Consider the following 25,479-nt stretch of genomic DNA (forward strand, 5'->3'; position numbering starts at 1 on the left):
CACTGAAGTATTATCTGTATTCTTTTCACAGATTACTATCTTGTTCAGAGAAAGAAAATGATTTATCCTATCTAGTAACTGATCTATTATCTTTTTAAGGAGCGAAATTCATTGATATATTTAAAACGGTGCGGATATAATGTCATTCACCCGGAGGGTTTTACCATCGACCGCCCGGACGGCTCTGGGGATTACGTCTTTGTCTTCTTCCGGAGTAGAATGGAGCTTAGAATTCAGTCACAGACTACGTTTGCTGAACCTAATTCCTTTATTATTTTTAACAAAAACAGCCCGTATTTCTACCGTGATGCCGAACAACCGCTGGTCCATGACTGGTTCCATTTTGAGATGGAGGCAGCAGATGCTTTTTTTGAGCGGCTGAAGCTCCCTCTAGATACCTTAATCAAAGCATACGATCCTTTCTACATTTCGAGAAAAGTGAATGATATTCATTGGGAAAATCTGCAGAACGGAACCTTCCGCAATGAAATCATCGATTATACGATTCGTTGCCTGTTCATGAAGCTTAGCGATATTCGAAATCATGTAGATTCCAACAATCATATCAGTAAATACTATGATTCATTCCTGAACCTAAGAAATGAAGTGTTCAGCTCTCCTTCTACTTGGTATACTGTCGAATTTTTGGCGGATAAGATGAATATGAGCCGGTCTTATTTTCAGCATATGTACAAACAAATCTTCGGCACACCAGTAATGAATGATATCATCCTTAACCGATTAGGGTATGCCTCCTATTTACTGAAGAACACATCATATACGATCAGCCATATTTCCGGCATTTGCGGTTATGAGAACGAGGTACACTTTATGCGACAATTCAAAAAGTTCGTAGGTCTCACTCCAAGTGAGTACAGAGGAAGGTCTGATATTGGTCATTAATTCTATCTGTGCCTCTCTCCTATCTCTATAATAAAAAGACGCAAGCCCCCTGTTTCTGGGGCTTGCGTCTAGAATATAAGTGTTATTCATTCCCCATCATTTAGTAGGTAGTATTGTACATAGGGATAAACTTCTTGTCTTTGTTGATCAAATAACCATCAAACTCTTTCGTTTTTACATAATAAGTTAAATAGAAAATCGATCTACGAATGTGATAATACCCATTATCTAAGGCTTTAATATTCTGGGAGCCAAATGAATCCGTATAGATTGGAGTATCAAAGTCTAAATAGAAAACAAAATCTATATCATATGCGCCGTATTTGGATTGCAGGTCTTGTGCGACAGGCGTCATTAGTCTGAAGATGTGCGTGTTATCTAGTGCATTGTCGATTAGAGTACCGTAATTTTCAAAGTCAAAGTCTACGCCAATAAGTAATTTATCTTTGACAACTGTTATGTACGATACGTTGTATTGACTACCATCTGCGGCTAATTTCGAATGTTTTTGATCTAGATAGTTTTGGAGTTGTTGAGGTGTTGGTGTTGACGTTGACGTGCTAGGTTTAGGAGGCTGGGCCGCTGGTATGGTGGACGGAGTGATACCATTACCACTAAAAACCTCAATGATATTGCCATTGTTCGTGATATTTAAAGTTGCACCAGTTGCTTCACTGATGAATCTTAATGGAACGAATACTTTTCCTCCTACAACAGTAGGTGCGACTTGGAGTGTCACAGGTGCACCGTTTACATATGCGGTTTTATTACCAACATTAAGAATAATTTTAGTTTCACCTTTAGTAGCAACAACTTGCTTCTTCTGTTGATCCCAAGAAGATGTTATTCCTAGCATCTTAAATACAGGTGTGAATTGAACTAAAGTAGTACCGTTAACGACGATAGGACTCTGATCAAATAGAACCGCTTGTCCATCGACAACAACGTTCTTTCTAGCGTCTGCACGTTCATACATGTGGTTAACCAAGACTTTTTACCTAGTAATATATTACTATTTTATATAATTGATTAACAGGTGATATTTTCCAAATCTACATACAACCAAATCCTTTGGAGAAATTTTGAAATGAGTTTTTATCTTCAAGCTGATCAATCGGTGAAGAAGCTTGCTTCTATATGAGGGAGTGAAACAAAAAGAGCCGTCGTTTTGGAGGGCCCTTATAAGAAAAATTCTCAAAGTCCATTTTCTCCATTATATAAAAGGATGAATGGAACGAAGGTTATGAATAAGAAATTTGAGTTAATCATTAGCATCTGTATGGCCTCAGATCCTGTTTCGTAAGCTGTATAGGATATCATAAATAATCCAATGGATAGTAAAAGATACCCTATCATTTTCTTGATCATACTTCTTCTAAAAAAGTAGGTTATTAATATAAAGGGGATCTCAACTATTCCTCCCTCTGTTAAAACCAACCCTACAGGAATAAGTAACAAAGCGCCCGCTATTAATCCTATTCTGCTTTTGAGTTTTTCTTTACTACATTTTTAACTGAATCCATTAAACAAAATTTCTTTATAATATAATCTTCCGCAGGATTCGTGCTTCGTGCATAATATAAAACCTGTTCCACATATTCTTCAACTTTATTAAATTCCTCTTCAATCTTTTTCGTCATCTCGGTTTTATTATTTTCTATAATGAGCTTACCTGACGCAATAGGGGTCTTAATTTCATGTACCCAAGCTTCGATATATTCTCTATATTCCCTTTCCTTCTTGCTGTATTCTTTTATATGCTCATGCATGATTTCACTTAATAAATATTTCTTGTCTAAATGATATAAACTACGGAGCAAATTCTTATAATAATGATTTCTTCTTATATAGTCATGAATCAGTAAGAATAGTATAGGAAAAAACCATACACATAATGTGTTTAGAATAAAATAGCTCTGTACGCCCATAAAATAAAGAAATGACGACAGAGCAAAGGCTGCTGCAATATTAATAATGAGAAACACTAATTTTTCTTTCAAATATCAGTTCTTCCCGTATCACAATTCTTCCTTTATTTTTAACCAAATAAGACAATACTTTTATCTCATTTTTTGTAAGTTATCTCAATTCCAGTCGAATGGTTTCGGAGTCTTCAATAACTAAAATTGTATACATACGAGTTCTTCATCCTTTGATTCTTTTAATTTAGAAATGAAAGAGTTCTTTTTTTCAAGGCTTTAGTATAACTGATTTATCGCTTCCTTGTATCTCACCTTATGGTTCGCGGATTGGGGACGAAATCATTTCAAATCCAGAGTTTTTCCTGTCACATCAATGGGCCGTGCTGCCTGTGACAGTAAACCAGCAATGGTTACGGCGATAAGTATAATCATTAGAGCACGAAGCAAACCAACAGATTCTCCTATCAATCCTATTAAAGGTGGCCCGGCGAGTGAGGCGAGATAACCCAGCGTCGATACTACACCCACTCTTGCAGCTACACCACGTGGATCGTCTCCAGCTGCCGACATGCCTACCGGAAATCCACATGCTGCGCCTATTCCCCAGAACACGACTCCAACCATTGCAAAGTGATAACTTTGGCCAAAGATTACAATAAGTAGACCAATAATTGCTGAAATTGAAGAAAGTCGTAGGATGACAACTCTACCGAAGCGATTAAGCAAGATACCGCCTGTTATACGGAATATCATCATAGCTGCTACAAATAGACTGTAAGCAATAGAGCCTAGGGCTGGTGTAACATTATACCCGTCTACCATTATAAGTGGGATCCAATCGTTTGCCGAACCTTCAGCAAAAGCCATTCCAAGGACGATAATTCCAATCAGAATGGTTCGCCGCTCTTTCCAAACTGCCATTCGTTCCTTCGCACTCATTGATGGTTCTGTAACATCAGTCCCTATTTCTTTCCCAGTACCTTCAGGGATGTACCGACAGAAATAGAAAGCAAAAACAAGGATGATTGCAATAGCAAAGCCCATATGAATTGGAACTGAAATCCCCAACTTAATTGCACCGTATCCGGCTAATGCACCCAATAGCATCCCAAAGCTATATGCTGCATGAAAGCTGGTCAGAATGGATTTTTGTACCGCTCTTTCAATGGCTGTTCCCTCTACGTTCATTGCGACACCGCATATTCCATGCCCAAATCCATATATCGCTAACCCCAGAAACACTGTGATACTACTGGTCAACCATGATCCACCTATACCTACTACCAATATTCCAATACAACTGAGTGACAAACCTGATGCAATAATAAAGCGGCCACCTTTATGAGCAACCAAATGACTCGAAGTCAACAAACCTATAAAGGAACCTACAGACAAGCCCAAAATAATCCAACCCATTTGTGATGTAGAAGCACCTAATGCATCGCGAATTGTTGGTGTACGTGAAATCCATGAGGATATAGCAAAACCCGGCAATGCAAAAATAACGTATATCGCAATACGCCACAACTTAATTTGATTAACAGTTAATTTATGATCCATAGCGTTCTCCTTCATTACCACATACATTCCCACCGATTAAAGCTTCTATTCAAGAATATGACAATCTCCTAATATTTCCGGCTTATAGCGCATGCTATCTGCATCGGTAATTGAACGAATCACTTTACACGGAACACCTGCGGCAAAGGAGTTGTCGGGAATATCACGTGTTACAACGCTCCCGGCACCAATCACACAGCCGTCACCGATAGTTACCCCTCCACACACCGTTACGTTGGCAGAGATCCATACATTGCTGCCGATAGTTACGGGCTTTGCGTAGCATAAGGATTTAATATCTCCATGTTGGTCAATCATCTGTTGACGCTCTGCAGCAATGAAAGGGTGACTCGGGGTAACTATGGTTACATTGGGACCAAACATTGTATGATTCCCGATGGTAACCTTGGCATCATCCTGCACGGTAAGGTTATAATTGGCGAAGAAATGATCGCCGATCTCGGTATGGACTCCATAATGAAAAAAAATCGGACCTTGCATAAAGCAGTTCTCTCCCTTACGGGCAAGCAATTGCTGAAGGATGTCTTCGCGTTCTTCTGTTTGCTCCTCAAACGTACTGCTATATTGTTGGCTAAGGCTGTGAGAACGCCGTTTGATCTTTTTTAGTTCAGGGTGACCTGGACTAAATAATAGGCCTTGAAAAATCCGCTCTTCTTCTGTCATCGTTATAACCCCCTGGTTTAGGTTTGATTTATCTTTGTATCCAATGAAATTATTGAATATTTAATAAATAGACTTTATAAAGTAAATATATAATGTTCGATCTCCACCATTTTGTCAAGGAAGGAATATAAAAAACCTCGGAAATGTTATCCGAGGCTTAACTTATACTGAAAGTTCAATTTGGATGTTCTCTGATCCGATAAGCCATATAAATAATCTTGTGTCTCCAAATTCTTTCTACTGTAAGATTTTAAGCAAGTTGTACCAGCTTATACCACCGTGCTTGGAATCAGAAAGCCCGTGGTTCACAAATCCCAACTTCTCGTAAAAAGGAACAAGTTCTTCTTTACACGTTAAAGTAATTCCTGATCGTCCATTTTCTATAGAAATATATTCCATTTTATCAATTAGATATTTCGCTATCCCTTGATTTCTTGCCTGCTTAGATATTGCTAATCCTAAAACACTTTGATAGCCTCCTTTCTTTGGATTTTCTTTTATTTTCGTAAAAAGATCGTCTGTTATATACGGCTGATTAATAATAGGCCCATTAATATAACCAATGATCCGTCCTTCTTTTTCCGCAACAATAAATGTGTCAGCGATTAATCCAATTCTCTCCACAAAAGCTTCTTTGCTGGCCGCTTCTTCTTTAGAAAAACCTTCATTTTCAATGAAAAGCAACTGCTCCAAATCCTTAGGTTGAACATTCCGTAAAGTAATCATTATTTGAAATCCCCATTTCGATCTTATGGCAGTTCCATACACAAGCTTTCGGTTAGTATAACAAATGTTAATACTCAGTTCCACCTCCACAACAAGGCGGCGAAATGTCATACCTTATTTCAATAGAAACGTAAAAAGGACTTACAGCACCCCGCCGGAATATAAAAATCCCCTCATGTTTACAGGAAGAGTTCACGATCACGCGATCTCTTGTTGCCCTGTTCACTATGAGGGGATTTTTGGGGTTAATTATTTATTAAAAGTGACCTTCTCCGAACTGCCTTCAAGAATGATCGATGTTTCCCGCGGTTTCGTTTCTGCGATTTTGCGGCCGCCTTTGAAGGAATAAAGTACTCCGGCTTGTTTGCGAATGGCTTCATATTCGTTCTCTGCTTCAAGAACGATGAAGTTGGCCGGCTTACCTGCTTCAATGCCGTACACATCTTCGATCTGCAACGTTCTTGCGCTATTTTTCGTAATGAGATCGATTGAGTTCACAATCTGATCGTAACCGAGCAATTGTGAAGCATGGATGCCCATATGTAGCACCTGAAGCATGTTGCCCGTACCTAGTGGATACCATGGATCGAAGATGTCATCATGACCGAAGCACACGTTCAAACCGGCTTCCTGCAATTCTTTGACACGGGTAAGTCCCCGTCTCTTCGGATATGTATCAAAACGTCCTTGCAGATGGATGTTGACCAGTGGATTGGAGACGAAATTCAGGTCAGCCATCTTCAGCAATCTGAACAATTTGTACGTATATGCGTCATTGTAGGAGCCCATCGCCGTCGTGTGGCTTGCTGTTGTACGGGAGCCCAACCCGCGTTCGTAGGCTTCCTTGGCGACAACTTCCAAGAACCGGGATTGCTCGTCATCGATTTCATCGCAATGGATGTCGATCAGACGGTCGTATTTTTCAGCGAGATCAAACGCAACCTTCATGGAATCGACGCCGTATTCCCGCGTAAATTCGAAGTGTGGAATACCGCCGACCACGTCAACGCCCATTTTCAGCGCCTCTTCCATTAGTTCTACGCCGTTCGGATAAGAGTGAATACCTTCTTGCGGGAAAGCGACAAGCTGAATATCGACGTATGGTGCCATTTCTTCTTTCACTTCTAGCAGGGCTTTGACTGCAGTCAGACTTGGGTCCGTAACATCCACATGTGTCCGCACATGCTGAATGCCCTGCGCTATTTGCCATTTCAGCGCCGTTTTAGAACGCGTTTTAACATCTTCATGCGTCAAGAATGCTTTGCGCTGCGACCAACGTTGGATGCCTTCGAACAGGGTTCCGCTCAAATTCCATTCCGGCTCGCCCGCCGTTAGCGTAGTATCCAGATGAATATGTGGTTCAATGAACGGAGGCAACACAAGAGAGCCGTTTACATCAATTACTTCCTCATTTGCAGTTGCTTCAAGCGTCTGCGTAATTTGCTCGAACTTGCCGTCCTTCACGACGATATTCCATAGACCTTCTTTACCCCGCAATTTCGCGTTCTGTATAATCATTTATTTTCCCCATTTCTTTGTTTTCTGTAGATTCTTTAGCAGGAATGATCAGCATCAGCACGATGTAGGCCACCGATGTACCGATCAGTGCGTTCAATGGCGTTACTCCCGGAGCCAGCTGGGCAAACGCAACGCCGATAGCCCAAGCGGCCATCGCTATCCAGTTTACATTCTTAAAAGTCATTTCGGCAAACGGTTTATAGTTTCTACGCTTCACGAAGAAGTAATCCGCAATGATGATGGCCCCGATCGACGGTACCGCCGCGCCCAGCACATTAAGGAAACCTACGAAATTGTTGTACATCCACATAGCGAATACAGTACCCACGATACCGTTAACGATAACGAAGAACTTTTTCGAAATTTTAGTGATGTTGGCAAAGCCCAATCCGGAAGCGTAAAGCGCATTATCGTTGGTCGTCCAGATATTCAGCCCCAGAACGATGATCGCAGGAATGAGTAAACCTTGCAGGAACATCACCTCCGAGATTTCTGCCAGATTATACGCCATTGCGCCGACTGCACCGAACAGGAACATGAGTGAATTCCCCAGGAAGAAGGCAATAACCGTTGCGATAACCGCCTGCTTGGACGTCCGGGAAAACCGGGCAAAATCTGGCGTCAGTGTGCCGCCGCTAATGAATGACCCGATACAAATGGTTAATGCCGCTGCTGCAGTGAGACTTTGTGTCGGTGTGTAATCGAACAGTCCTTGCAGACCACCGAGCGTGTCTGCACCTTGGAACATGGAGTAACCGCCGAGAATCGCAATGGCCGGAACCGCAATGTAACCCAGAATGACGAGCGACTTCATGCCGAAGATGGCAGATGCTGTCATTGCGATACCAAACAGGAAGATCAACAGGTACACGTTCCAATCCATCGCTTTGGCGACCGGAATTGCGAACATGGCCACGCCGACACCAAACCATCCGACCTGTGTGAAGCCGAGCAGGAACGAAGGCAGATAAGATCCTTTCTGACCGAACGCATATTTTGCCAGCAAATGTGTGGATAGACCCGTTTTGGCGGCGATATGCGCCAGCGCTCCCGTATAGATACCGAGCACCAAATTACCCGCAAGCACGATGCCGATGAACTCCATGAACGTCAAGCTAACTCCGAGCGTCCCCCCTGCAAGCATGCTCGCCGAGAAGAAAGTGAACCCGAGCATAACGGATAACGTCTTCCAAAAATGGTTTCTTTGCGTTTTCGGCACTGCTTGCCATGAAAACTCTTGATCTTGTTTGCTCATCAGAATACCTCCAAATATAAGTGTTCTGATACCAAAAAAAGCAGAAAAAAGAGGCTACTCGTCAAGTCTCAAACTGACAAGTAGCCTCTTTTTTACATCATAACCCGCGCGAAGACGCAAAGCATCCCTTGACGGGATATGCCCTGATTCACGCGTGATTATAAAAATCCGCTGCCCTTGCCAGCCTCTCTGGACTGAATTAAAGGTACCAGTATTCAATTAGACTCTATTATTCTGGAAAAACATGCAGTTGTCAATGTCATTATTAACCAATGATTATGATCCTGAGTTCATTTGTGCTGAATAACGTGAGGGGAGAATGCTAACTTCTTATTTTTTTGTTCCGAAATTATTATTGTTTAGAATATAGTTCTTCCATGAAAGCCCCTGCACTATCTACTCCTTCTCTTGCCTCCTCCAGGAAAGAGTGACAGAAGATCCAGTTATGGATCATAGCCGGCCAAGATCTGAACCGGATATCGACGCCCGCCAATGCTGCTCGTGTCACAAATGTTAAGGACTCGCTCAACATAATTTCAGCTTCTCCGACCATGACGTAGATGGGGGGTAATCCCCTCAAATCTCCGTGAATCGGCGAGGCATACGGAACTGTCGGGGAGACACCATTTAAATAATTATCAGCTAATTGTTGAATCGCTGTCTTGGTATTAATCGGGTCTACTCCTTCTCTGGTGGTATAAGTCTCCCCTGTTAGTCCTAAGTCAATCCATGGGGAGATCATGATCCCGCCTGCCGGTAATGGTGTCCGGGTATCACGGATGTACATTAAAAGCGCTGCCGTAAGGTTCCCCCCTGCAGATTCACCGGCAATAATAATGTTGTGGGGATGATATCCTTGGTCCAGTAACCAACGGTAAGCTTTCATCGCATCTTCAATCGGAGCAGGGAAAGGATGTTCCGGGGCCAGCCGATAATTTATAGCCAATGTACGAGCCTTAGCCGCTCTCCCGATTTCGCTGGATTCACTCCGATGTGAATTTATGCTTCCCATCATAAACCCGCCGCCATGCAAATATAGTAGCACACGTTCTTCGCTGGACTCGGGGAAAAATTGCCATTCACCTTGCATTCCATCAATGTCTACCTCTTCTGTTATCAAATCACTTGCTACCGGTAGTGAGCCCCACATCTGTTCTTCTGTAATTTTACGAACCTCATCTACGGACGCTGAATAACTCGGCAGATTATCTTTAAATAGACGATGTGCTCTTAATAATGACTCTTTCATATAACATTACCCCTATCTGAATTTTTAGTATATTGATACTTGATTGATACAAGTTTATTATAATAATGAATTTGAATAATTTGCACAGCGTAATCGATGAATTATAGCCATATTGCTAAGGAATGCTTTGAAATATATGTACTTCACTTTTGGTTTAAAAGGAGCTAGTTGTAATGGATCAAATAGACAAGCAAATTCTGTTTTATCTTCAGGAACAAGGAAGAATTTCGATGACAGAGCTCGGAAAATATGTGGGTTTGTCCCAACCTGCTGTATCGGAGCGAGTTAGACGCATGGAGGAAAAAGGGGTTATTGAGGGTTATCGGACAGTCCTTTCTCCTGAGAAAATAGGTAAACACGCTGCGGCATATATGCTTCTGCGAACTAGAGATTGCACTGCATTTCTTGATTTTGCCCGTACATCCCCTTATATAAAAGAGTGTCATCGGATCAGTGGTGATTACAATTATTTATTAAAAGTTGTGACTGACTCAACCTCTTCCATTGAGGAGTTCGGTAAACAGTGCGATAAGTATGGAACTTATACCATTCAGATCATCATGTCGTCACCGATTGAGCATCTGCCTCTTATCTATTCACTTGAAGAAGTTGCGGAACCGGAATGAGCTTCTTATGAAGATTTAGGATCTTCCGTTTATATAACAAAAAAGGCAGGATCTGGGGATACCTTTATCCTGTCTTTTTGCATGTTCTTTGCTTTCTTTTACTATTGTGCTAAAGCTTCCATATCCGGCTGCAATTTGTTTCGCAGAACATACAACATGAAGGCACCAACAAGGAATGCTACAGCATCCGAAATAACAAGCGACCAGATCACCCCGTGAAATCCGTTCATTTGATTGGCGATATAGAGCACTGGAATCAGGGTAAGTCCTTGAATAATAGACATAATAAACGCGGCGGTTCCTTGCGCAGTGGCTTGGAAGATCCCTGTGAACAACGACGTCATTCCTGTAATGAACAAGGATAAGAACGTCACATGCAGGATGTAGCTGCCCATTTCAATTAATAACGGATCATTGGTAAACAAACCGATTAAGTGGTCGGAAATCAGATAGACGATGATGCCGAACACGATAGCCAACGCCACCATCGTTTTGATTGTAAATCCGATGGTATGCTTCATACGCAATTTGTTAGCTGCAAAAGTGAAGGCAATGAGCGGCACGACACCCTCACATAATCCCATCAGAATAAACTCAGGAAATTGCAATAAACGTGATGAAATACCAAAGGCTGCTACGGCCTGATCCCCATATTCAATAAGATAATGATTAAAGATGAGTGACATTGCTCCCATAAAGACACTCATGATAAAAATAGGAATTCCGATTTTGAGTACATTGCTGAGAATCTCCTTGGTAGCCTTGAACCATTTTACGGAGATCGTAAAGAATTGGCTCTTATATCTGATATGGAAAGCGTAGAATGCACTCGCAACCAAGTTGGAAATGACTGTAGCAGACGCAACGCCGATCACATCCCAATGGAACACGAAGATCACTAATGCATCGAGGATAATATTCACGATGACACTGAGAATCATACCGACCATTGATGTGATGGCTGCTCCCTCTGAGCGCACGATATTCTCCAGCGTGAAGAATAATACGATGAATGGTGAACCTATTAGCATGATCGTGACATAATCCTTTGTAAATCCAAAAGAGTCAGGTGTTGCTCCCAGGCTATGAACGATTGGTTCGATTAACGGGAGGCCGGCGGCCATCAAGATCATACCGAGAATCAAACTGCTGTAAAAAGCGAATGAAGACACATGCTTTACATCCTCATATCGCTTCTCTCCCAGCAAACGGGAGATGAATGTACCGCTACCGACGCCAATCAAGTTGCCTAGCGCCATAATGATCGCGAATAACGGTAAGGTTAGCGCCAGTGCGGTTAACATGGCAGTATTGCCGAGTGTACCAAGGAAGTAGGCATTCAAGATAGAGTATATAACACTCATTGACGTACCTAGCATCATCGGTATAGCGAAGTGAGCGACGGCTTTTGCGACCGGGGCTTTTTCAAAGTAATGGAGATTTTCTGAATCCATATGGGTCACCACTATCTTCATTTATTTTAAGAGTTGGGCTTAGTGAAAATGATCAGCTTACTTATCTTCCGAGTCCTGTGAGCTGCCAGTCGAGGAATTTCTTTCGTCTCTGGAGGGCCAGCCGAACCCGCGCATGCCGTTACCATGCCCTTCCCGTCCAAACCCAGGGAATCTTCCGCCAAAGCGTTCGTCTCCAGAATTTCTCCACTCTCTGCCCATTTGTTCGCGCATGGCCATTAATCGATCGAATTCCTCTGTTCCCAGACGCTCCCTGGCGGCTTTCATCCAGATCGCCATGATGTCACGTTCTTCTTCTGTTCCAAGCTCCTCCTCTAAGGCGGCAATGACGCGGGTTAGATATTCCCCAAAAGTAACCTGCTCTTCTGGTGAAAGACCAGAAAATATATTGCCACCCTCTATCTCTTGTTCTTCTTCCTTCTGTCCTTTTTCCGTCAAGTAAATCAAAATAATGCGTTTGTCTGTTTCTGAAGGTCTACGCGTGATATACTCGGCCTTCTCCAATTTTGCAAGTAACTCATTGAGGGATGATACACGGATGTCCAGCATATAAGATAAATCCTTTGTGCTGATCCCGTCTTTCATCCGGAGAAACGCCAGGATCCTCCCTTGCCCACGTGATGTGTCAGCCATAGGGCCGACAGCGGCGTGGGTTTTGAATTGTTTCCTTTGCAGCAGCCATTGCAGTTTCGCCAGCTTTTCGTATAGTTCAGTATTCATGTCCATAGTGAATCCTCCTTAGATTTGGTTTGATTATTTATTTACGGTACCTGTTAATCAATGTAACGGTACCTGTTGGTTTGTATTATAACGGTACCTGTTAAACTTGTCAAAGCCTTTTTTAACAGGTACCGTTAATATATTGTTAGCTTTCATATACACTAATTCTGTCTTGCCGCCAGCTTCCGCATTTTCCGTAAGTTTGCCACATTTCTTAATCTATAGACAGACGTGTAAGTCCCTCTTCCTCTTTTTGCTTGCATAAGTTGTTTTTCCAGAACCACATGCCGATTTCTCCAGAATGTGATAAGGCAAATCATATCTCCTTTCGAATATATAATCTTCAAGCTTTCTCAGTTCGTACAGTACAGCACTTTATCATTTGGTTTGACATAGCAACCCAATCAAATATATTTATTACAAAACAAAAAATCTCGTCCCTGAGACTATTAGTCTTGGGGACGAGATTTGAACTCCTCGCGATACCACTCACACCCTACAAGCCTCTTCAAGTGCAGGCATCAGTAAAGAATGCCTGGTTGTTTTGATATTTAAAGTGATGCAAAGCGTTTCTCAGTTTCCTCTAAAGCTTTCGTTCTAACTTCCAGTGTACGACCATCCATACCAGCATAGTTATACCATTTTAACTTGTGAAACCCCATTTTCCGAAATGTACCACGAAATAGTATCTTAGTAATGGGATTACCAAATATCCATTTATAGACGAACCCTGGGGTAGCCATTACCGTCAATAGCGATACTCCCTTAAGCTTTTTTAACTGACTAACAAAGAGGCTACCTTTTTTAGGTTCCTCATAAATGATTCCTTTGGAAAACACTTTATCTAAGAAGCCTTTCGTTGATGCAGGCATCGATTCCCACCAAATCGGGAAAATAAAAATGATATGTTCCGCTGCAAACAATCTTTTTTGATAATCTGCTACAAGTGGATCGAGTGTTTTCTTTTGTCTCCACGCAGAAAGTTCTTCCGCTGACATCACAGGATTAAATCCATCTGCATGCAAGTCAATAAGATCTACTTCGTGTCCACCGGAATGAAGACCTCTAGTAGCCACAGCCAATAATGCCGCTGAATAGCTTCTTTGATGAGCAATATTCTCTGACGCCGTTGCTGTGTACGGATGATCAAAAATAATTAGTACTTTCATATGAACTTGTCTCCTTCTGTTATTCACTAATAATTGCGTTTTTAATATTACTAAAGAACATCTGCTCCCACAGACCTTCCTGCTGATACACCTCTTGCTTCCCGTTCTCGTTGACTGTCAACTTAACTTTCCCTATACATCGAACATACGTTGGATTTATTCTCAATACTTTTATTGCCAACCGCATAGGTACAGAAAGCTTCATACCTTCTAATAATGAAGCTGCAACGATGTCAGTTTCCCGATGATATTCAATTTGATAAGAAGTGTTATTGTCAGATGACTGAATAAACTTCAGTTGGTTATCCATAAATTTGTTTGTAAAGGGATGCTTAATCGTCTCCTTACGTTCTATCTTCGTATTCTCCTCACGATCATCCAGAATCTCACCGTCTTTAGCGATCATGATGAGAGGCATACGTGTATAACCATATTTTTTCTCCGCAATGATATCGCACGATATTATGGTATAAGGTCCAATATTTGCACGGCACCAGTACCAATGATTGATAAGCTTATTCATTTCTGCGTTGCCCCAATTATGATCATGATATCCGTTACCGACTAATTCACGACGTTGACCATTCACAGTAAGTACGGCCTCCAGATCGGCAGAAGGCTGGGCAACGAACCATGCGAAGAAGTCCTTTTGTTTCTCTCCAAAAAATACATGTCCTGTTTTAGGTCTCCACATGGGCACGATAGATTTCATAGTACAGCAATATTCAATGTCATCATCAACAAAATGGATCAAATAATTCCCATTGGAGTATTGGATACTGCTTCTATCAATTTTCACATCACACGTTTCTTTGGACGCGCGGATCGTACTCCCCTTCTCTTCGGATATTTTTTTCGAAATGCTTCTTCCATCCGGCAACGTCAGATCAAATCGTATCGTTGGGCATGCCTCACCTTTAAGGTCGAACTCATACTTGGTGAAGAACACGACTACAATTTTAGTTCCATCTGTAAATTCGGAGTCAAAATACCACCATTCGTAACTTCCCGCTTGACCATCTGTCCTCATACCATCTTCCCATTTAGCAGGTTCTTTCGTGATTCCTAATCTTTTGTAATCTTCATTTGTATGCGCTAAAGTCACTAGCTTGTTCATACTAAATACCTCCTCAGTCTAAAAGTGTCACACTTGTGTAACTTGATGAAATAGAGTATACTTTGATGGCTAATAAGCAGTCAATAAGTGTGACAGAGGTTACACAATAGAGGTGATTTGTGACATGTCTACTCGCGTTAATCCTATTGCGCAACGATCAAAGAAATGGTTATGCGATGCTTTAATTGAACTTTTACAGGAGAAACCCTATAGCAATATCACGATTACAGAGATTTGTGATAGAGCCGAACTTGTTAGAAAAACCTTTTACCGCAACTTCACATCCAAGGAAGCTGTCCTCATCGAAATCATTGATTTGATGTTCCAAGATTTTTTTAAATATATTAGTGATCAAAACTTAGGACCTCATGACATGCCCCTTGCTTATTTCACATTTTGGGAAAAACATAAAATTTTTCTGCATATTTTAATCCAAAATCAATTATTTGGACTTCTTAACGACCAATATGTTATGTACTTGGAAGCGATGGAACATATCATAGGTACTAAGCGAGAGTATCATAGCGAATTAGAAAAAGATTATATGAGAACGATGATGGCTGCGGGGTTATGGAGCATATTAAAAAAATGGATTATACGCGGTTGTACGGAATCTAAAGAAGAAATGGCTAAAATGACACTTGATTTTTTTGATATAGAGTGAAACTTACTTACACTTAATTTTAGGATTAAATTTGTGGAAATCGTATTATAAGTAGGGGCAAATTTTGGGGGATATAGTTCGCTAGAGCATCTATTTATATCATGCAGACCATAGAATCATACGATCGGAACGATGCTTATATAGGCTTCTGCGAGTTTATTTGAATTAGGCCATCACCTTCAGGAATTTATTGCAGTGCTTGAGTGAAGAGACCGTTCTGCAAATTGAAAGAAATCCTTGTAAATCAATAGATTTTATATTATCTTGCCCTGTGATTGGCGGTGACATTATATAATCCCGTCTGATAAACCCACAAGCAAATGATCATTCGTCCCGGGCACCATAAACATCCAATTAAAACGTCTGCCATTAACCCCTCTTGTCCCCCCATTTTTCATCAACACTTGTTACCGAAACTATTGATGCTTTCTCGTTCCATTTTCTTGCACTTGATAAACCTTTCATTATTGCTTTCTTCAGCGTTACTCCCCATTGAATCTGCAATGAATTCCCTCCCAAATAAATGCCCATCTATACAATATATGCCCCATGGAATAAGAATTACTATTCGGAGGAACCTAACGGAAGGGTAACCAATAAAATTTCGAATGGAGCGTTTCTACTTATGAGCAGCAGATACTGGTTTCGCTTGGCAATGACTCTGGTTCTGTCTTTAGGCTTAATGGCCTCGGGTACGAATGTCAAAGCAAGTGGCGGAAAAATAACTCCCCCAAATTACATAGCTAATCAAAAGGAGTTATTGAAGGCATCTACAGACAAGAATGCAATTACTCCGTTTCATGTGAAGTTCCCAGAATCAGACCTTACCGAATTACGCAAGCGTATACTTGCCACAAAATGGCCTGAGAAGGAAACCGTAGCAGATCAATCGCAAGGCGTGCAGCTGTCGACGATTCAAGAACTCGCACGCTACTGGTCGTCGGATTACGACTGGCGTAAGGTCGAGGCGAAGCTGAACGCCCTGCCGCAGTTCAAGACTGAGATCGATGGTGAGGACATTCACTTCATCCACGTTCGGTCGAAGCATAAAGACGCTTTGCCGCTCATCATCACGCACGGATGGCCGGGTTCAATCATCGAGCTACTAAAGATTATCGATCCGCTTACCAATCCTACGGCCTATGGCGGCAAGGCATCGGACGCTTTCCATTTGGTGATTCCGTCGATTCCAGGATACGGGTTCTCAGGCAAGCCGACCACGACTGGCTGGGGCCCCGAAATAATCGCAAGTGCCTGGGCAGAGCTGATGGAGCGCCTTGGATATACGAAATATGTGGCGCAGGGAGGCGACTGGGGGGCGATTATCACAGATATGATGGCTGTACAGAAGCCTACAGGATTGATCGGTATTCACTCCAACATGCCTGGCACGGTTCCACCCGATATTGAAAAGGCCCTCAAGTGTGGCGGACCGATGCCCTCGGGTCTCTCAGAAGACGAAAAGCGCGCGTACAAGCAGCTAGAGTATGTATACAATCACATCGGCTATGCTGAAATGATGGGCACGCGTCCGCAGACGTTGACCGGATTAGCAGATTCACCCGTTGGTTTGGCGGCCTTTATGCTTGACCATGACGCGAAAAGTCTGGAGCTGATCTCACAGGCCTTTGCCGGACACCCCGGTGGCCTTTCGCGAGATGATGTCCTCGACAACATCACCCTTTACTGGCTGACGAACACGGCGATTTCTTCAGCTCGTCTTTATTGGGAGAACAAACTGTCCTTTTTCGGCGTCAAGGGCGTCGAGATCCCGGTTGCCGTGAGCGTTTTTCCTGATGAGCTTTATCAGGCCCCGCGAAGTTGGGCACAGCGTGCGTACCCCAAGCTCATGTATTACAACAAGCTCGACAAGGGCGGGCACTTCGCGGCTTGGGAGCAGCCGGAGCTGTTCACTACAGAACTTCGCGCCGCATTCAAATCGCTACGCTAGTCGGGGTCCAGTAGAATTCACGATAAATATTCTCCAATGTAAAAAGAAGAACAGCCATATCCGGCTGCTCTTCTTTGTTAACGTTCATTTCCTTAACGGTTCACCGTTACCTTGATTGTGTCACTAACGGTCGCGCCCGTCGCGTTGACAAGCTCGGCTTGATACTCGTACAAACCGAGCTCATGTCCGCTGATGCTCGTTTCAGCACTCTGCGCAGATTGCACGCCAGGTTTCAGGGCCTGAGTGTCAATAAGCTTACCGTTTTCATACAGACGATACTCCGTAGCGTTAGTTCCCCACCACAGGTTCATCGTCACCTTATAGTCACCATCACCATCCCAATTGTCATTGGACAATACTGGTTTGCCCGGGGAGGCGTCGCGGATTGTGACTGTGAGCGGATTGCTCTTGGTCGTGCCGTATTTGTTCGTCAGCTCTGCGGTATACACATACGTGCCGTTCGGCTTACCGTTAAGCTCTGTACTTGTGGTTTGGGCCGACGGAGAAGCATCCTTCAGCGATTTGCTGTCGATCAGCACGTCGTTCTCATAAAGCTTGTAGCTGGTGCTGTTATTCCCCCACCAAAGATTCATGGTGACAGTATAATTGCCATCGCTGAGTCCGCTGGCATAGCCGCTGTTTGAGGAAAGCACTGGCTGTCTGGGCTTGCCTGTAGCCAGCGAAGCACCGCTGGTAACCTGAAAAGAATAGCTTTTCTCAGCCGCATTACCAGCGACGTCGATTACGACGTATCCAACCTTATGGACTCCTGCGCCCAGATCGGCAGCGTTCACGGTTTGACCTTCGGCGATCGGCCGCCCGTCCAGTAGAAGCTGCTTGGAAGCAACTCCAGACAGGGAATCAGTTGCGGTCAATTCAAATTGAAGCTGCGCCCCCTCCTCCACATCTCCGACTGTATGGCCGGACTCCGTCAACGCTGCAGTCGGCGGGGTCGTGTCGATATTGAGGTTAAGCGTCTTGGGTTCTTCAGCCTTGCCCTTGTTTTGCAACGCATGATAAGCAAGCTTATGACTGCCGTCTTGGCTTATGGCTACTGGCGCGCTATACACTTTGTCCGCACTGTCGTTCAGCGAATAATAGATGGTCGCCGTATCTGGGGCAGTCTTGAGGCTAACTTCTACGGGCTGATTCAACCAGCCGGCAGCGCTCGGTGCAGCCGACAGCGTTGCTGTCGTCACCGGTGCGTTCTTTACTTCTGCAATGACGAAGTCTGCGAGGCTTCTCGGCTTGAGCTGATAAACGCCATTAAAAATCGCGGCTACGCCCGTAATGTTCAGCTTCTGCCCTTCTGTATAAGGGAAGCTGTCTTTCGTAATGCCTGTCCGGGCATCTACCCGTACATGTGTGCTTGTCCCATCTGCGGCGATGGCGTCGAATTCAAACGAACCGCTGGGGGCGGCGCTGATGATATGGGTCACCGTCGCATCGGCCAGCTTGAGCAATTGGCCTTGATTAGCATTGTTCACCGCTGTTGCCGAAACCGGCAGCGGAAGTGCCGCCGTTCCGGTCTTCGCAATCTGTACGACGTCAGACAACTCCAGCTCTGTATTGTACAGAGTAGTAGGCGCCGTCACTTTAACCTTATCACCAGCATGAAAGCCGCTCAGGCTCTGAAAGACATACAGCCCACCAGTCTCATCCTGCAAGTAAAAACTCTGACCGCCGAAAATACCCGGCTCAGTCGTCACAATCCCCTCCACTGTCACCAGGTTTCCGGTTGCTTTGGCCCGGGCTTCACCGATGGAGATCGTGGCAGGAATCGGATCTTTCTCAGCTGGGAGCGGCTCAGCCGGAACATTGCCAACCGTCACCGATGCGGTCTTCAGGTTGTTGCTATCCAGTCGCAATCGTAGGTTGGAGGCAGCGGTCGTGCCCGGTTTGATCTGCACGGTCAGGTCCTTATAAGCATGACCGTTCAGATCAGCAGTCAGGCTGAAGGAGGCGCTGTATCCATAGTTGCTCGGCCAGGTGCCATCGTTATTTTGAATCTTAGCGATTTGGGCGCCACCACTGACCTGATAGATCCCGACTTGGAAGCCGGATACACTTGTGCCAGCGGGCAGATTATCTGCGCTCACGCGGATTTGAAAAGTTTGCGCATTCGGTAGCACGGCCTGATGTGTGAAGTTGTACACTGCGCTCGCAGTAGCCGCAGGTCCGCCATAGGAGCCTGCCTTGAAAGTACTGCGGTCATACCATTTGTATCCGGCGTTTGGCTCGGCCCATGGCTCAGGCTTTGGCTCGGTGGACAGCGCCGGCTGCTCGAATGAGTGCAGCACCGTCGGCTGATCCAGTGTCAGGCCGCTGACCTGGGTGAAATCTGTATAGCTCTCTTTCTTGGCGAGCCAGTTAACAGTGTTCACCAGCAGCTTACCATCGTCGACTTCCTTAAAGCCGTCGTAAGTTGTCTTCTTGGCGCCGGTATCCTCGCGCAGGTATTTTGGCGTCGCATCCTCTACCGGGGAAGAGTCACCGATGAAGGCTGCCTTACCTGCACCTTTTTTCGCAACTGCCACATAAGGACCTTCCAATACACCACCGCCATTGTAGACGCCTTGGTCCACAGAGTTAGGCCATGCTGCATTAGTTTGTGGCAGGTACACAATACCCTTCGCCCGGTTCGGGTCCAGGATTGCCAGTGTGGAGCCCGCATGCATCGCTACGGACGATACCCCTGTTGTGATGCCGAAGGCCTGATTAGGAGGGACGATGTTGGTCGCATTGATATCGCCGAGGGCGTTATAGCGGAACCGAACGCCGAACTCATTTGCCAGCCAGTCAGAACTGACCACACCCTGCATTGCATCGGAAGCGGCCTCTGCGGCGCTCATGCCTTTGGCCGGGTTGTCCCACGCTCCGCGGCGGTATCCATTGAACGCCTCGGAACCATCCCAGCGGTTTTTGTTGCGGTCTGCATTGTAATGATCAGCGATGAAGAAAATGCTACCGCCATTCTGCACGTATTGCGCCATCGCCTGCTGTTCACTGGCTTTGTAAGGTACGTTGGCCTCGGCTGTGATGAAAACGTCATAAGCGGATAGATCGCTTAAAGTAATCGGTGTTGTCTTGCGAAGCTCCTTGACATAATAACCATTCTGCGCAAGTGCATTACCGAAATCGGAAAAAGCGCCGTCAATCACCCAGTCGGCTGCGCCCGCAGTCTGCTCATGGGTATTATCGAACAAAATCTTTTTGCCCGCATTCTCATTGACTACTTTGGCTTCGATGTACGGCGCTGGGTCGGTTGGTCCCTCAGCGTATACCGCCGGACCGGCTCCGAATGCGAACAACTGCATCGGAACGGCTACCGCCACTGCAAACATGCCTTTGATCAGCTTCTTTTTCCAATCTGAATGCTTCATCATCATACCCTTCCTCCTTCAGTGATAGATCGGCAGGCCTTGCCATAATTAACCACCTGCTTGTCGTCTACTATCCTATCGTGGAAGAATTAGGAGGAACATAGATTTATGTAAACTTATGTAAATAAATCTTTTGGCCTATGTATTGAGTACTACAAAATAAGTTTACCCCTCCACTCTTTGTTAGTATAATTTTCTTAATGGTTGAAAGGAGAATGAAATGTTAACAAGAGAAAGACTTGAACATCAACAAATTTGGCTGTATGTAATCGCTCTAATGATTGGTGGCGTTATAGGATTGACTAGCCCTCATGCTGGTTCATTGCTTCATTTTACGATCTCCCCAATTCTTGCGATTCTTCTGTATAGCATGTTTGCCCAGATTCCATTTCTTCAACTACGAGATTCTCTTTCCAATGGAAGATTTATTGGGGCTTTATTAGTCACTAATTTCGCGATCGTCCCTATCGTAGTATGGATATTAACTCAGATCTTCCCCCAGTCCCCCCCAATCTTAGTCGGAATTTACTTGGTGCTGTTAACGCCATGTATTGACTACGTAATCGTATTTACACAACTGGGACGTGGGAATGAAAAGCTTATGCTAGCGGCAACGCCTATATTATTCGTTGTCCAAATGGTCTTGCTTCCTTTCTATTTGTGGTTATTTATTGGAGATGAAGCGGCTAAAATTGTGAAGGTTGGACCTTTTGTCGAAGCATTCTTGTTTTTAATTGTTATCCCTCTATTTCTGGCAATTATGACGCAACTGTGGGCCAAAAATAATACAAGTGGAGAAAGAGCGCTTAATTTATCAGCTTGGTTACCCGTTCCGTTTATGGCACTAGCCTTAATTGTTGTAGTTGCCTCTCAAATCGAGAAGGTTGTCAACGATTTTGATGTTATTCTAAACGTCCTTCCAATTTATATTTTATTTCTTATTGTGATGCCCATTTTATCTCGCATGATTGCGGCATGGTTCCGTCTGGATGTTGGGGCAGGAAGAGCGCTTATATTTAGTTCAGGAACTCGAAATTCGCTCGTAGTTCTCCCTTTGGCATTATCTTTACCAGGAGCATGGGCTACCATAGCTGCGGCAGTTATTGTAACTCAGACTATTGTGGAACTTGTAGGTGAGTTGATTTACATACGGCTTGTTCCTTCATTAGTTTTTCGGGATAAAGTGCATGAACATAGCAAAAGCAGCCTATAGAGGGCTGCTTTTTGTATTGAATATGGTATTGAACTTTTCAAACTTTCCGTTTAAGCAATCTTCTTCATTTGGAAAATACTGGGCCGGATATTTCAAGCCATCTCTTCGCGCAGATCATGCTCCATAAAGAGAATGTCACGTTTCATTTCCTTCATGCCCTGTCTTGAAATCCGTCCTGTCTCAAACATGGATTGAATGTTATCCCTCTCCAGTTGAATTCCGATCCGGGCCAGCTCCTGCAGCGAGATGTTGAACTCTTTTCGGGTGTCCGTAACCGATTCGTTTTTGCTCAGATACAACAGCGTACGTTCCTGATGTAGAATCAGTGCGCTGACGGTCTCCATATGATCTGGCTCACCTTCTGCAAGCAGAACATTTAACTGCTTAATGACATAAGCCATATTTTGAATTCTGAGCCTGGTCAACTCGGCACGTCTTTCCCGGAAGCTTAACGGAGATTGAGGCAGTTTTTCGAACATTTCGATCCACTGCTTAATGGGGAAAAGCTCTTTTTTATAGCTGGAATCTCTTGTTTGCATAAATAACAGTTTATTAGTTTTGTTAAGGTAACTATATGCAATATATGGATTCACTTCTTTCTTTTCAAGCGCAATCAGCGTGTTCTCTCTTTCCCATTTCAGAACAGATATGCCCAAGGACCTTTGTACCTTATCTTGATTGTCATCTTTTCTGAGCGTTCGGATTCTGGAAGTATACGTATTGATGATCTGGACCGTCGCCAGCCGGTTCTGGTCCGTGGTCTGGTCGTTTAATCCGGTAACAACATTCCGCAGAACCTCAATTTTCGCCTGAATATCCTCTTCTTCCTGCTCACTTTGCGTCTCTTTCCCCAATAAAAGCGGCAACAAATAGTTGGAGGCTAGCAGAGTCCATATTATAACTCCAGCCGCTAGGAAAATGATTAGATCTCTGGCTGGAAATACTGAGCCATCATCAAGAAAAAACGGCAGCGATAACGTACTCGCCAGTGTGATCGTCCCCCGCACCCCTGATAGGGTGAGGATAAGCGCCTTCTTGAATCTGATCTGCCAAGGGTCCTGCGGTTTAGTTCTTTCGGAGATATCCATCAGAAGCGCCCACATGAAGCGCAGCCCAAGTACAGCCAATGTCAATAATAGTGTGTACAAAATGACTTTAACATTCCCTATTTCTGCGCTGTTCCAAATCGTCTGAATAATTTCAGGAAGCTGTGTACCGAGTAGTAGAAATACCAATCCGTTCAAAACAAAGATAATAACCGACCAGGTGCTTTTGGATACAACTCTCAGCTTAGCTACTTCGGGGTTCATTTTCTTGTAACCAAAAGAATGGGCGATTCCTGCGGCGACGACAGCTAGGATACCGTTGACTCCCAATTTCTCTGCTGCTATGAAAATCAAAAAAGGAGTCATGATCTCAATCAGCATGTGGAGCGTGACATTTTCCATTCCCAGTCTCCGCAGCCATTTCACCGCGCCATATTTTACAAGCGTAAGCAGAAGTCCTAGTAGCACACCACCAAGTGAAATGGAAACAAAGCTGAGGCTGGCCGTTTTGAAAGAAAACATACCGGTGACCATAGCGGCCACGGCAAACTGAAAGGAGACCAGTCCGGATGCGTCATTGATTAGAGATTCTCCCTCCAGAATTTGCATCGTCTGGTGGGGGATTTTCACTTTCTGTTCCAGTGCCCCCACGGCCACAGCATCAGTAGGTGCTAGTGCAGCCGCCAGTGCAAAGGATGCTGCCAGCGGGATGACCGGAAGTAGCCAATTCAGGAAATAACCCATTACACCTACCGTTACAAACACCAGACCCAGCGCTAATAAAAGGATAGGCTTTCTCTGCTTCCACAGCGCTTCTTTATCCGCATGCCTCCCATCATTGAACAGCAAAGGAGCAATGAATAGTAGCAAAAATAGCTCCGGATTTAATTTCAGTTCATAGTGAAAGGGTAGCCAAGTAATGATCATCCCTAGTACGATTTGAATAATCGGCACAGAGACCGAAGGAATAAACCGGTTCACTAAATTGGATAAAGATACTGCCGCCAACATCAGCAAAATAAATTCAAACAATTCCAAGCGTGTCTTACCTCCATATCTGCAATCCGCAGCTTTTCGTTATAGTCGGTTTCAAATAAGAATTAATCTTAATGTAACATTGATTTTTAAACGGAATGTAAATCCCACGATTCGGTTACCAGGTAGCAAAAAGGATCAGTGTCTCCATTGTGGAAACGCTGATCCTTTTTACACTTATTAGAGTTCTTGATCTTGCCAATACACAAGTCGGCTAAACCATTCATACTCAGTTGGTATTCATTCGTAGTTTGCTTTTGCGCTCGAGATAGATATGACCGTACAGCTTCCGGCGTAGTGCCGAATGAAACGCAGCCAGCACCAGAGTCACCACGATCAGAACGGCGGCCACAACCAACAGCACTGGCAGGGCGAACAAACCGGACAAGATATTCACCTTTTTCATTTTCTTGTATGTAGATTGTGTACTACAAATTAAAAACAAAAATAATCAAAAACATAAGGGGTGGTATAGCTAATGCAGGCAAAAGATTTAATGTTTTCATTTTTTTTATCCCTAAAATACCTAGCCCTGAACATAATATTAAAATACCGCCAATGATAGATATCTCATTCATCAGATCTGCATTTAAAGAATTCTCTATTAATTTTGCGATTAAAAAGATTGAACCTTGCCAGCAAAATAATACTACAGCAGCTAATGCGATGCCGAGACCAAATGTTGACGCTAATACAATAGAAGTTATAAAATCCAACATTCCATTAGCAAATAAATAAGTATAATCACCTTTTAGCGCTGCTTCGACCGGGCCAAGTATAGATAGTGAACCGATACAAAATAATAAAATCGCAGTTGATAATCCTTCGGCTAGATTCCCTTTCGAAAACTTACTAACAAGATTATTGAATCTCACTTCTAAGTTAATCTTTTGCCCAATTAAAGCGCCAAGAGCTAAACTAACGATAAACAGAACTGGATATTTACTATCAGGCATATGCTGCACGATGGTATTCATTCCAAGCGCTAGCGCAGCTAATCCCATTGCGTTCATCAAGATATCTTGGTACTCGTTCTTGATCCCTTTTTTAAAAACACTTCCAATAATACTACCTAGAATAATCATTATTACATTAAAAGCCGTGCCCAACATTATCGTTTCTTTCTCCCTTCAGAATTGGCATATACAAAAAAATAAACCCTCTAGTAACTTGGTCAAGACCCCATTTTATAGACATTGAAAAAAGACCCTAGGCTATAAGCTGCTTCCGGTACTCTACCGGAGGCAGCTTATTTAGTTTACGTTG

At 43.6% G+C, this 25,479-nt stretch carries 22 protein-coding genes; 5 read left to right on the top strand and 17 right to left on the bottom strand.

Annotation, left to right across the window (positions count from 1 at the left end; genetic code table 11):
• Positions 1 to 111: 111 nt before the first annotated feature.
• On the top strand, positions 112 to 903 hold the full coding sequence (locus ACFVRY_RS21935) for a helix-turn-helix domain-containing protein (RefSeq protein ID WP_387502429.1): 792 nt from the start codon (positions 112 to 114) through the stop codon (positions 901 to 903).
• Between the two features lie 100 nt (positions 904 to 1,003).
• Here ACFVRY_RS21935 and ACFVRY_RS21940 read toward each other — a convergent pair whose 3' ends face one another.
• The 8 genes from ACFVRY_RS21940 to ACFVRY_RS21975 all read right to left on the bottom strand — a co-directional run bounded on the left by ACFVRY_RS21940 (position 1,004) and on the right by ACFVRY_RS21975 (position 9,817).
• Entirely contained in the window at positions 1,004 to 1,879 is an 876-nt protein-coding gene (locus ACFVRY_RS21940) for a copper amine oxidase N-terminal domain-containing protein (RefSeq protein ID WP_387502430.1), read from the bottom strand.
• Between the two features lie 499 nt (positions 1,880 to 2,378).
• Entirely contained in the window at positions 2,379 to 2,903 is a 525-nt protein-coding gene (locus ACFVRY_RS21945) for an ATP-binding protein (RefSeq protein ID WP_387502431.1), read from the bottom strand.
• Positions 2,904 to 3,164: 261 nt separating this feature from the next.
• Positions 3,165 to 4,385 (bottom strand): MFS transporter, encoded by a 1,221-nt coding sequence (locus ACFVRY_RS21950; RefSeq protein WP_387502432.1) that lies wholly within the window; start codon positions 4,383 to 4,385, stop codon positions 3,165 to 3,167.
• Between the two features lie 45 nt (positions 4,386 to 4,430).
• The gene (locus ACFVRY_RS21955) at positions 4,431 to 5,069 is read right to left on the bottom strand and encodes a sugar O-acetyltransferase (RefSeq protein WP_387502434.1); all 639 of its coding nucleotides are present in this window, start codon (positions 5,067 to 5,069) and stop codon (positions 4,431 to 4,433) included.
• A gap of 237 nt (positions 5,070 to 5,306) precedes the next feature.
• Positions 5,307 to 5,795, bottom strand: a complete 489-nt coding sequence (locus ACFVRY_RS21960; protein WP_387502436.1) for a GNAT family N-acetyltransferase — start codon at positions 5,793 to 5,795, stop codon at positions 5,307 to 5,309.
• 249 nt (positions 5,796 to 6,044) lie between these two features.
• Positions 6,045 to 7,313 (bottom strand): cytosine deaminase, encoded by a 1,269-nt coding sequence (locus tag ACFVRY_RS21965; protein ID WP_387502437.1) that lies wholly within the window; start codon positions 7,311 to 7,313, stop codon positions 6,045 to 6,047.
• Positions 7,282 to 8,568 carry a cytosine permease gene (gene codB / locus ACFVRY_RS21970; RefSeq protein ID WP_387502438.1) on the bottom strand — a complete coding sequence of 429 codons (1,287 nt, stop codon included), beginning with the start codon at positions 8,566 to 8,568 and terminating at the stop codon, positions 7,282 to 7,284. Before codB ends, ACFVRY_RS21965 begins: the two co-directional genes overlap by 32 nt.
• A 352-nt stretch (positions 8,569 to 8,920) precedes the next feature.
• Positions 8,921 to 9,817: an alpha/beta hydrolase gene (locus ACFVRY_RS21975; protein ID WP_387502440.1), complete on the bottom strand. Its 897-nt coding sequence runs from the start codon at positions 9,815 to 9,817 to the stop codon at positions 8,921 to 8,923.
• Positions 9,818 to 9,990: 173 nt separating this feature from the next.
• On the opposite strand from ACFVRY_RS21975, the gene ACFVRY_RS21980 reads away from it, so the two are divergent.
• Complete coding sequence (locus ACFVRY_RS21980; RefSeq protein ID WP_387502441.1) at positions 9,991 to 10,443, top strand: Lrp/AsnC family transcriptional regulator; 453 nt, start codon at positions 9,991 to 9,993, stop codon at positions 10,441 to 10,443.
• A gap of 101 nt (positions 10,444 to 10,544) precedes the next feature.
• Here the strand turns inward: ACFVRY_RS21980 and ACFVRY_RS21985 are convergent, their stop codons facing one another.
• The 4 genes from ACFVRY_RS21985 to ACFVRY_RS22000 all read right to left on the bottom strand — a co-directional run bounded on the left by ACFVRY_RS21985 (position 10,545) and on the right by ACFVRY_RS22000 (position 14,921).
• Complete coding sequence (locus ACFVRY_RS21985) at positions 10,545 to 11,897, bottom strand: MATE family efflux transporter (RefSeq protein ID WP_387502466.1); 1,353 nt, start codon at positions 11,895 to 11,897, stop codon at positions 10,545 to 10,547.
• A gap of 57 nt (positions 11,898 to 11,954) precedes the next feature.
• Positions 11,955 to 12,641, bottom strand: a complete 687-nt coding sequence (locus tag ACFVRY_RS21990) for a MarR family winged helix-turn-helix transcriptional regulator (protein WP_387502442.1) — start codon at positions 12,639 to 12,641, stop codon at positions 11,955 to 11,957.
• Positions 12,642 to 13,186: 545 nt separating this feature from the next.
• Positions 13,187 to 13,804, bottom strand: coding sequence for an NAD(P)H-dependent oxidoreductase (locus ACFVRY_RS21995; RefSeq protein WP_387502443.1), 618 nt, complete (start codon positions 13,802 to 13,804; stop codon positions 13,187 to 13,189).
• Positions 13,805 to 13,823: 19 nt separating this feature from the next.
• The gene (locus ACFVRY_RS22000; RefSeq protein WP_387502444.1) at positions 13,824 to 14,921 is read right to left on the bottom strand and encodes a hypothetical protein; all 1,098 of its coding nucleotides are present in this window, start codon (positions 14,919 to 14,921) and stop codon (positions 13,824 to 13,826) included.
• A 124-nt stretch (positions 14,922 to 15,045) separates the two neighbouring features.
• On the opposite strand from ACFVRY_RS22000, the gene ACFVRY_RS22005 reads away from it, so the two are divergent.
• Complete coding sequence (locus ACFVRY_RS22005) at positions 15,046 to 15,585, top strand: TetR/AcrR family transcriptional regulator (protein ID WP_387502445.1); 540 nt, start codon at positions 15,046 to 15,048, stop codon at positions 15,583 to 15,585.
• A 369-nt stretch (positions 15,586 to 15,954) separates the two neighbouring features.
• Here ACFVRY_RS22005 and ACFVRY_RS22010 read toward each other — a convergent pair whose 3' ends face one another.
• A complete protein-coding gene (locus ACFVRY_RS22010) occupies positions 15,955 to 16,089 on the bottom strand; it encodes a hypothetical protein (protein WP_387502446.1) in 135 nt (44 codons plus the stop codon).
• Between the two features lie 19 nt (positions 16,090 to 16,108).
• Between ACFVRY_RS22010 and ACFVRY_RS22015 the strand changes: the two genes are divergently transcribed.
• Complete coding sequence (locus ACFVRY_RS22015; protein WP_387502447.1) at positions 16,109 to 17,536, top strand: epoxide hydrolase family protein; 1,428 nt, start codon at positions 16,109 to 16,111, stop codon at positions 17,534 to 17,536.
• Between the two features lie 92 nt (positions 17,537 to 17,628).
• On the opposite strand, the gene ACFVRY_RS22020 is transcribed toward ACFVRY_RS22015, so the two are convergent.
• Complete coding sequence (locus tag ACFVRY_RS22020; protein WP_387502467.1) at positions 17,629 to 20,922, bottom strand: chitinase N-terminal domain-containing protein; 3,294 nt, start codon at positions 20,920 to 20,922, stop codon at positions 17,629 to 17,631.
• Between the two features lie 217 nt (positions 20,923 to 21,139).
• Here ACFVRY_RS22020 and ACFVRY_RS22025 point away from each other — a divergent pair, with 217 nt between their 5' ends.
• The gene (locus tag ACFVRY_RS22025) at positions 21,140 to 22,132 is read left to right on the top strand and encodes an arsenic resistance protein (RefSeq protein ID WP_387502448.1); all 993 of its coding nucleotides are present in this window, start codon (positions 21,140 to 21,142) and stop codon (positions 22,130 to 22,132) included.
• A 92-nt stretch (positions 22,133 to 22,224) separates the two neighbouring features.
• Here the strand turns inward: ACFVRY_RS22025 and ACFVRY_RS22030 are convergent, their stop codons facing one another.
• From ACFVRY_RS22030 to ACFVRY_RS22040, 3 genes are all read right to left on the bottom strand, one after another.
• A complete protein-coding gene (locus tag ACFVRY_RS22030) occupies positions 22,225 to 24,216 on the bottom strand; it encodes a Na+/H+ antiporter (protein WP_387502449.1) in 1,992 nt (663 codons plus the stop codon).
• 226 nt (positions 24,217 to 24,442) lie between these two features.
• Positions 24,443 to 24,619, bottom strand: a complete 177-nt coding sequence (locus ACFVRY_RS22035; protein WP_387502450.1) for a hypothetical protein — start codon at positions 24,617 to 24,619, stop codon at positions 24,443 to 24,445.
• Between the two features lie 22 nt (positions 24,620 to 24,641).
• Positions 24,642 to 25,325: a DUF554 domain-containing protein gene (locus ACFVRY_RS22040; RefSeq protein WP_387502451.1), complete on the bottom strand. Its 684-nt coding sequence runs from the start codon at positions 25,323 to 25,325 to the stop codon at positions 24,642 to 24,644.
• Between the last annotated feature and the right edge of the window lie 154 nt (positions 25,326 to 25,479).

Source organism: Paenibacillus sp. NPDC057934 (assembly GCF_042887565.1).
In the GTDB taxonomy this organism is placed as follows: domain Bacteria; phylum Bacillota; class Bacilli; order Paenibacillales; family Paenibacillaceae; genus Paenibacillus_AQ.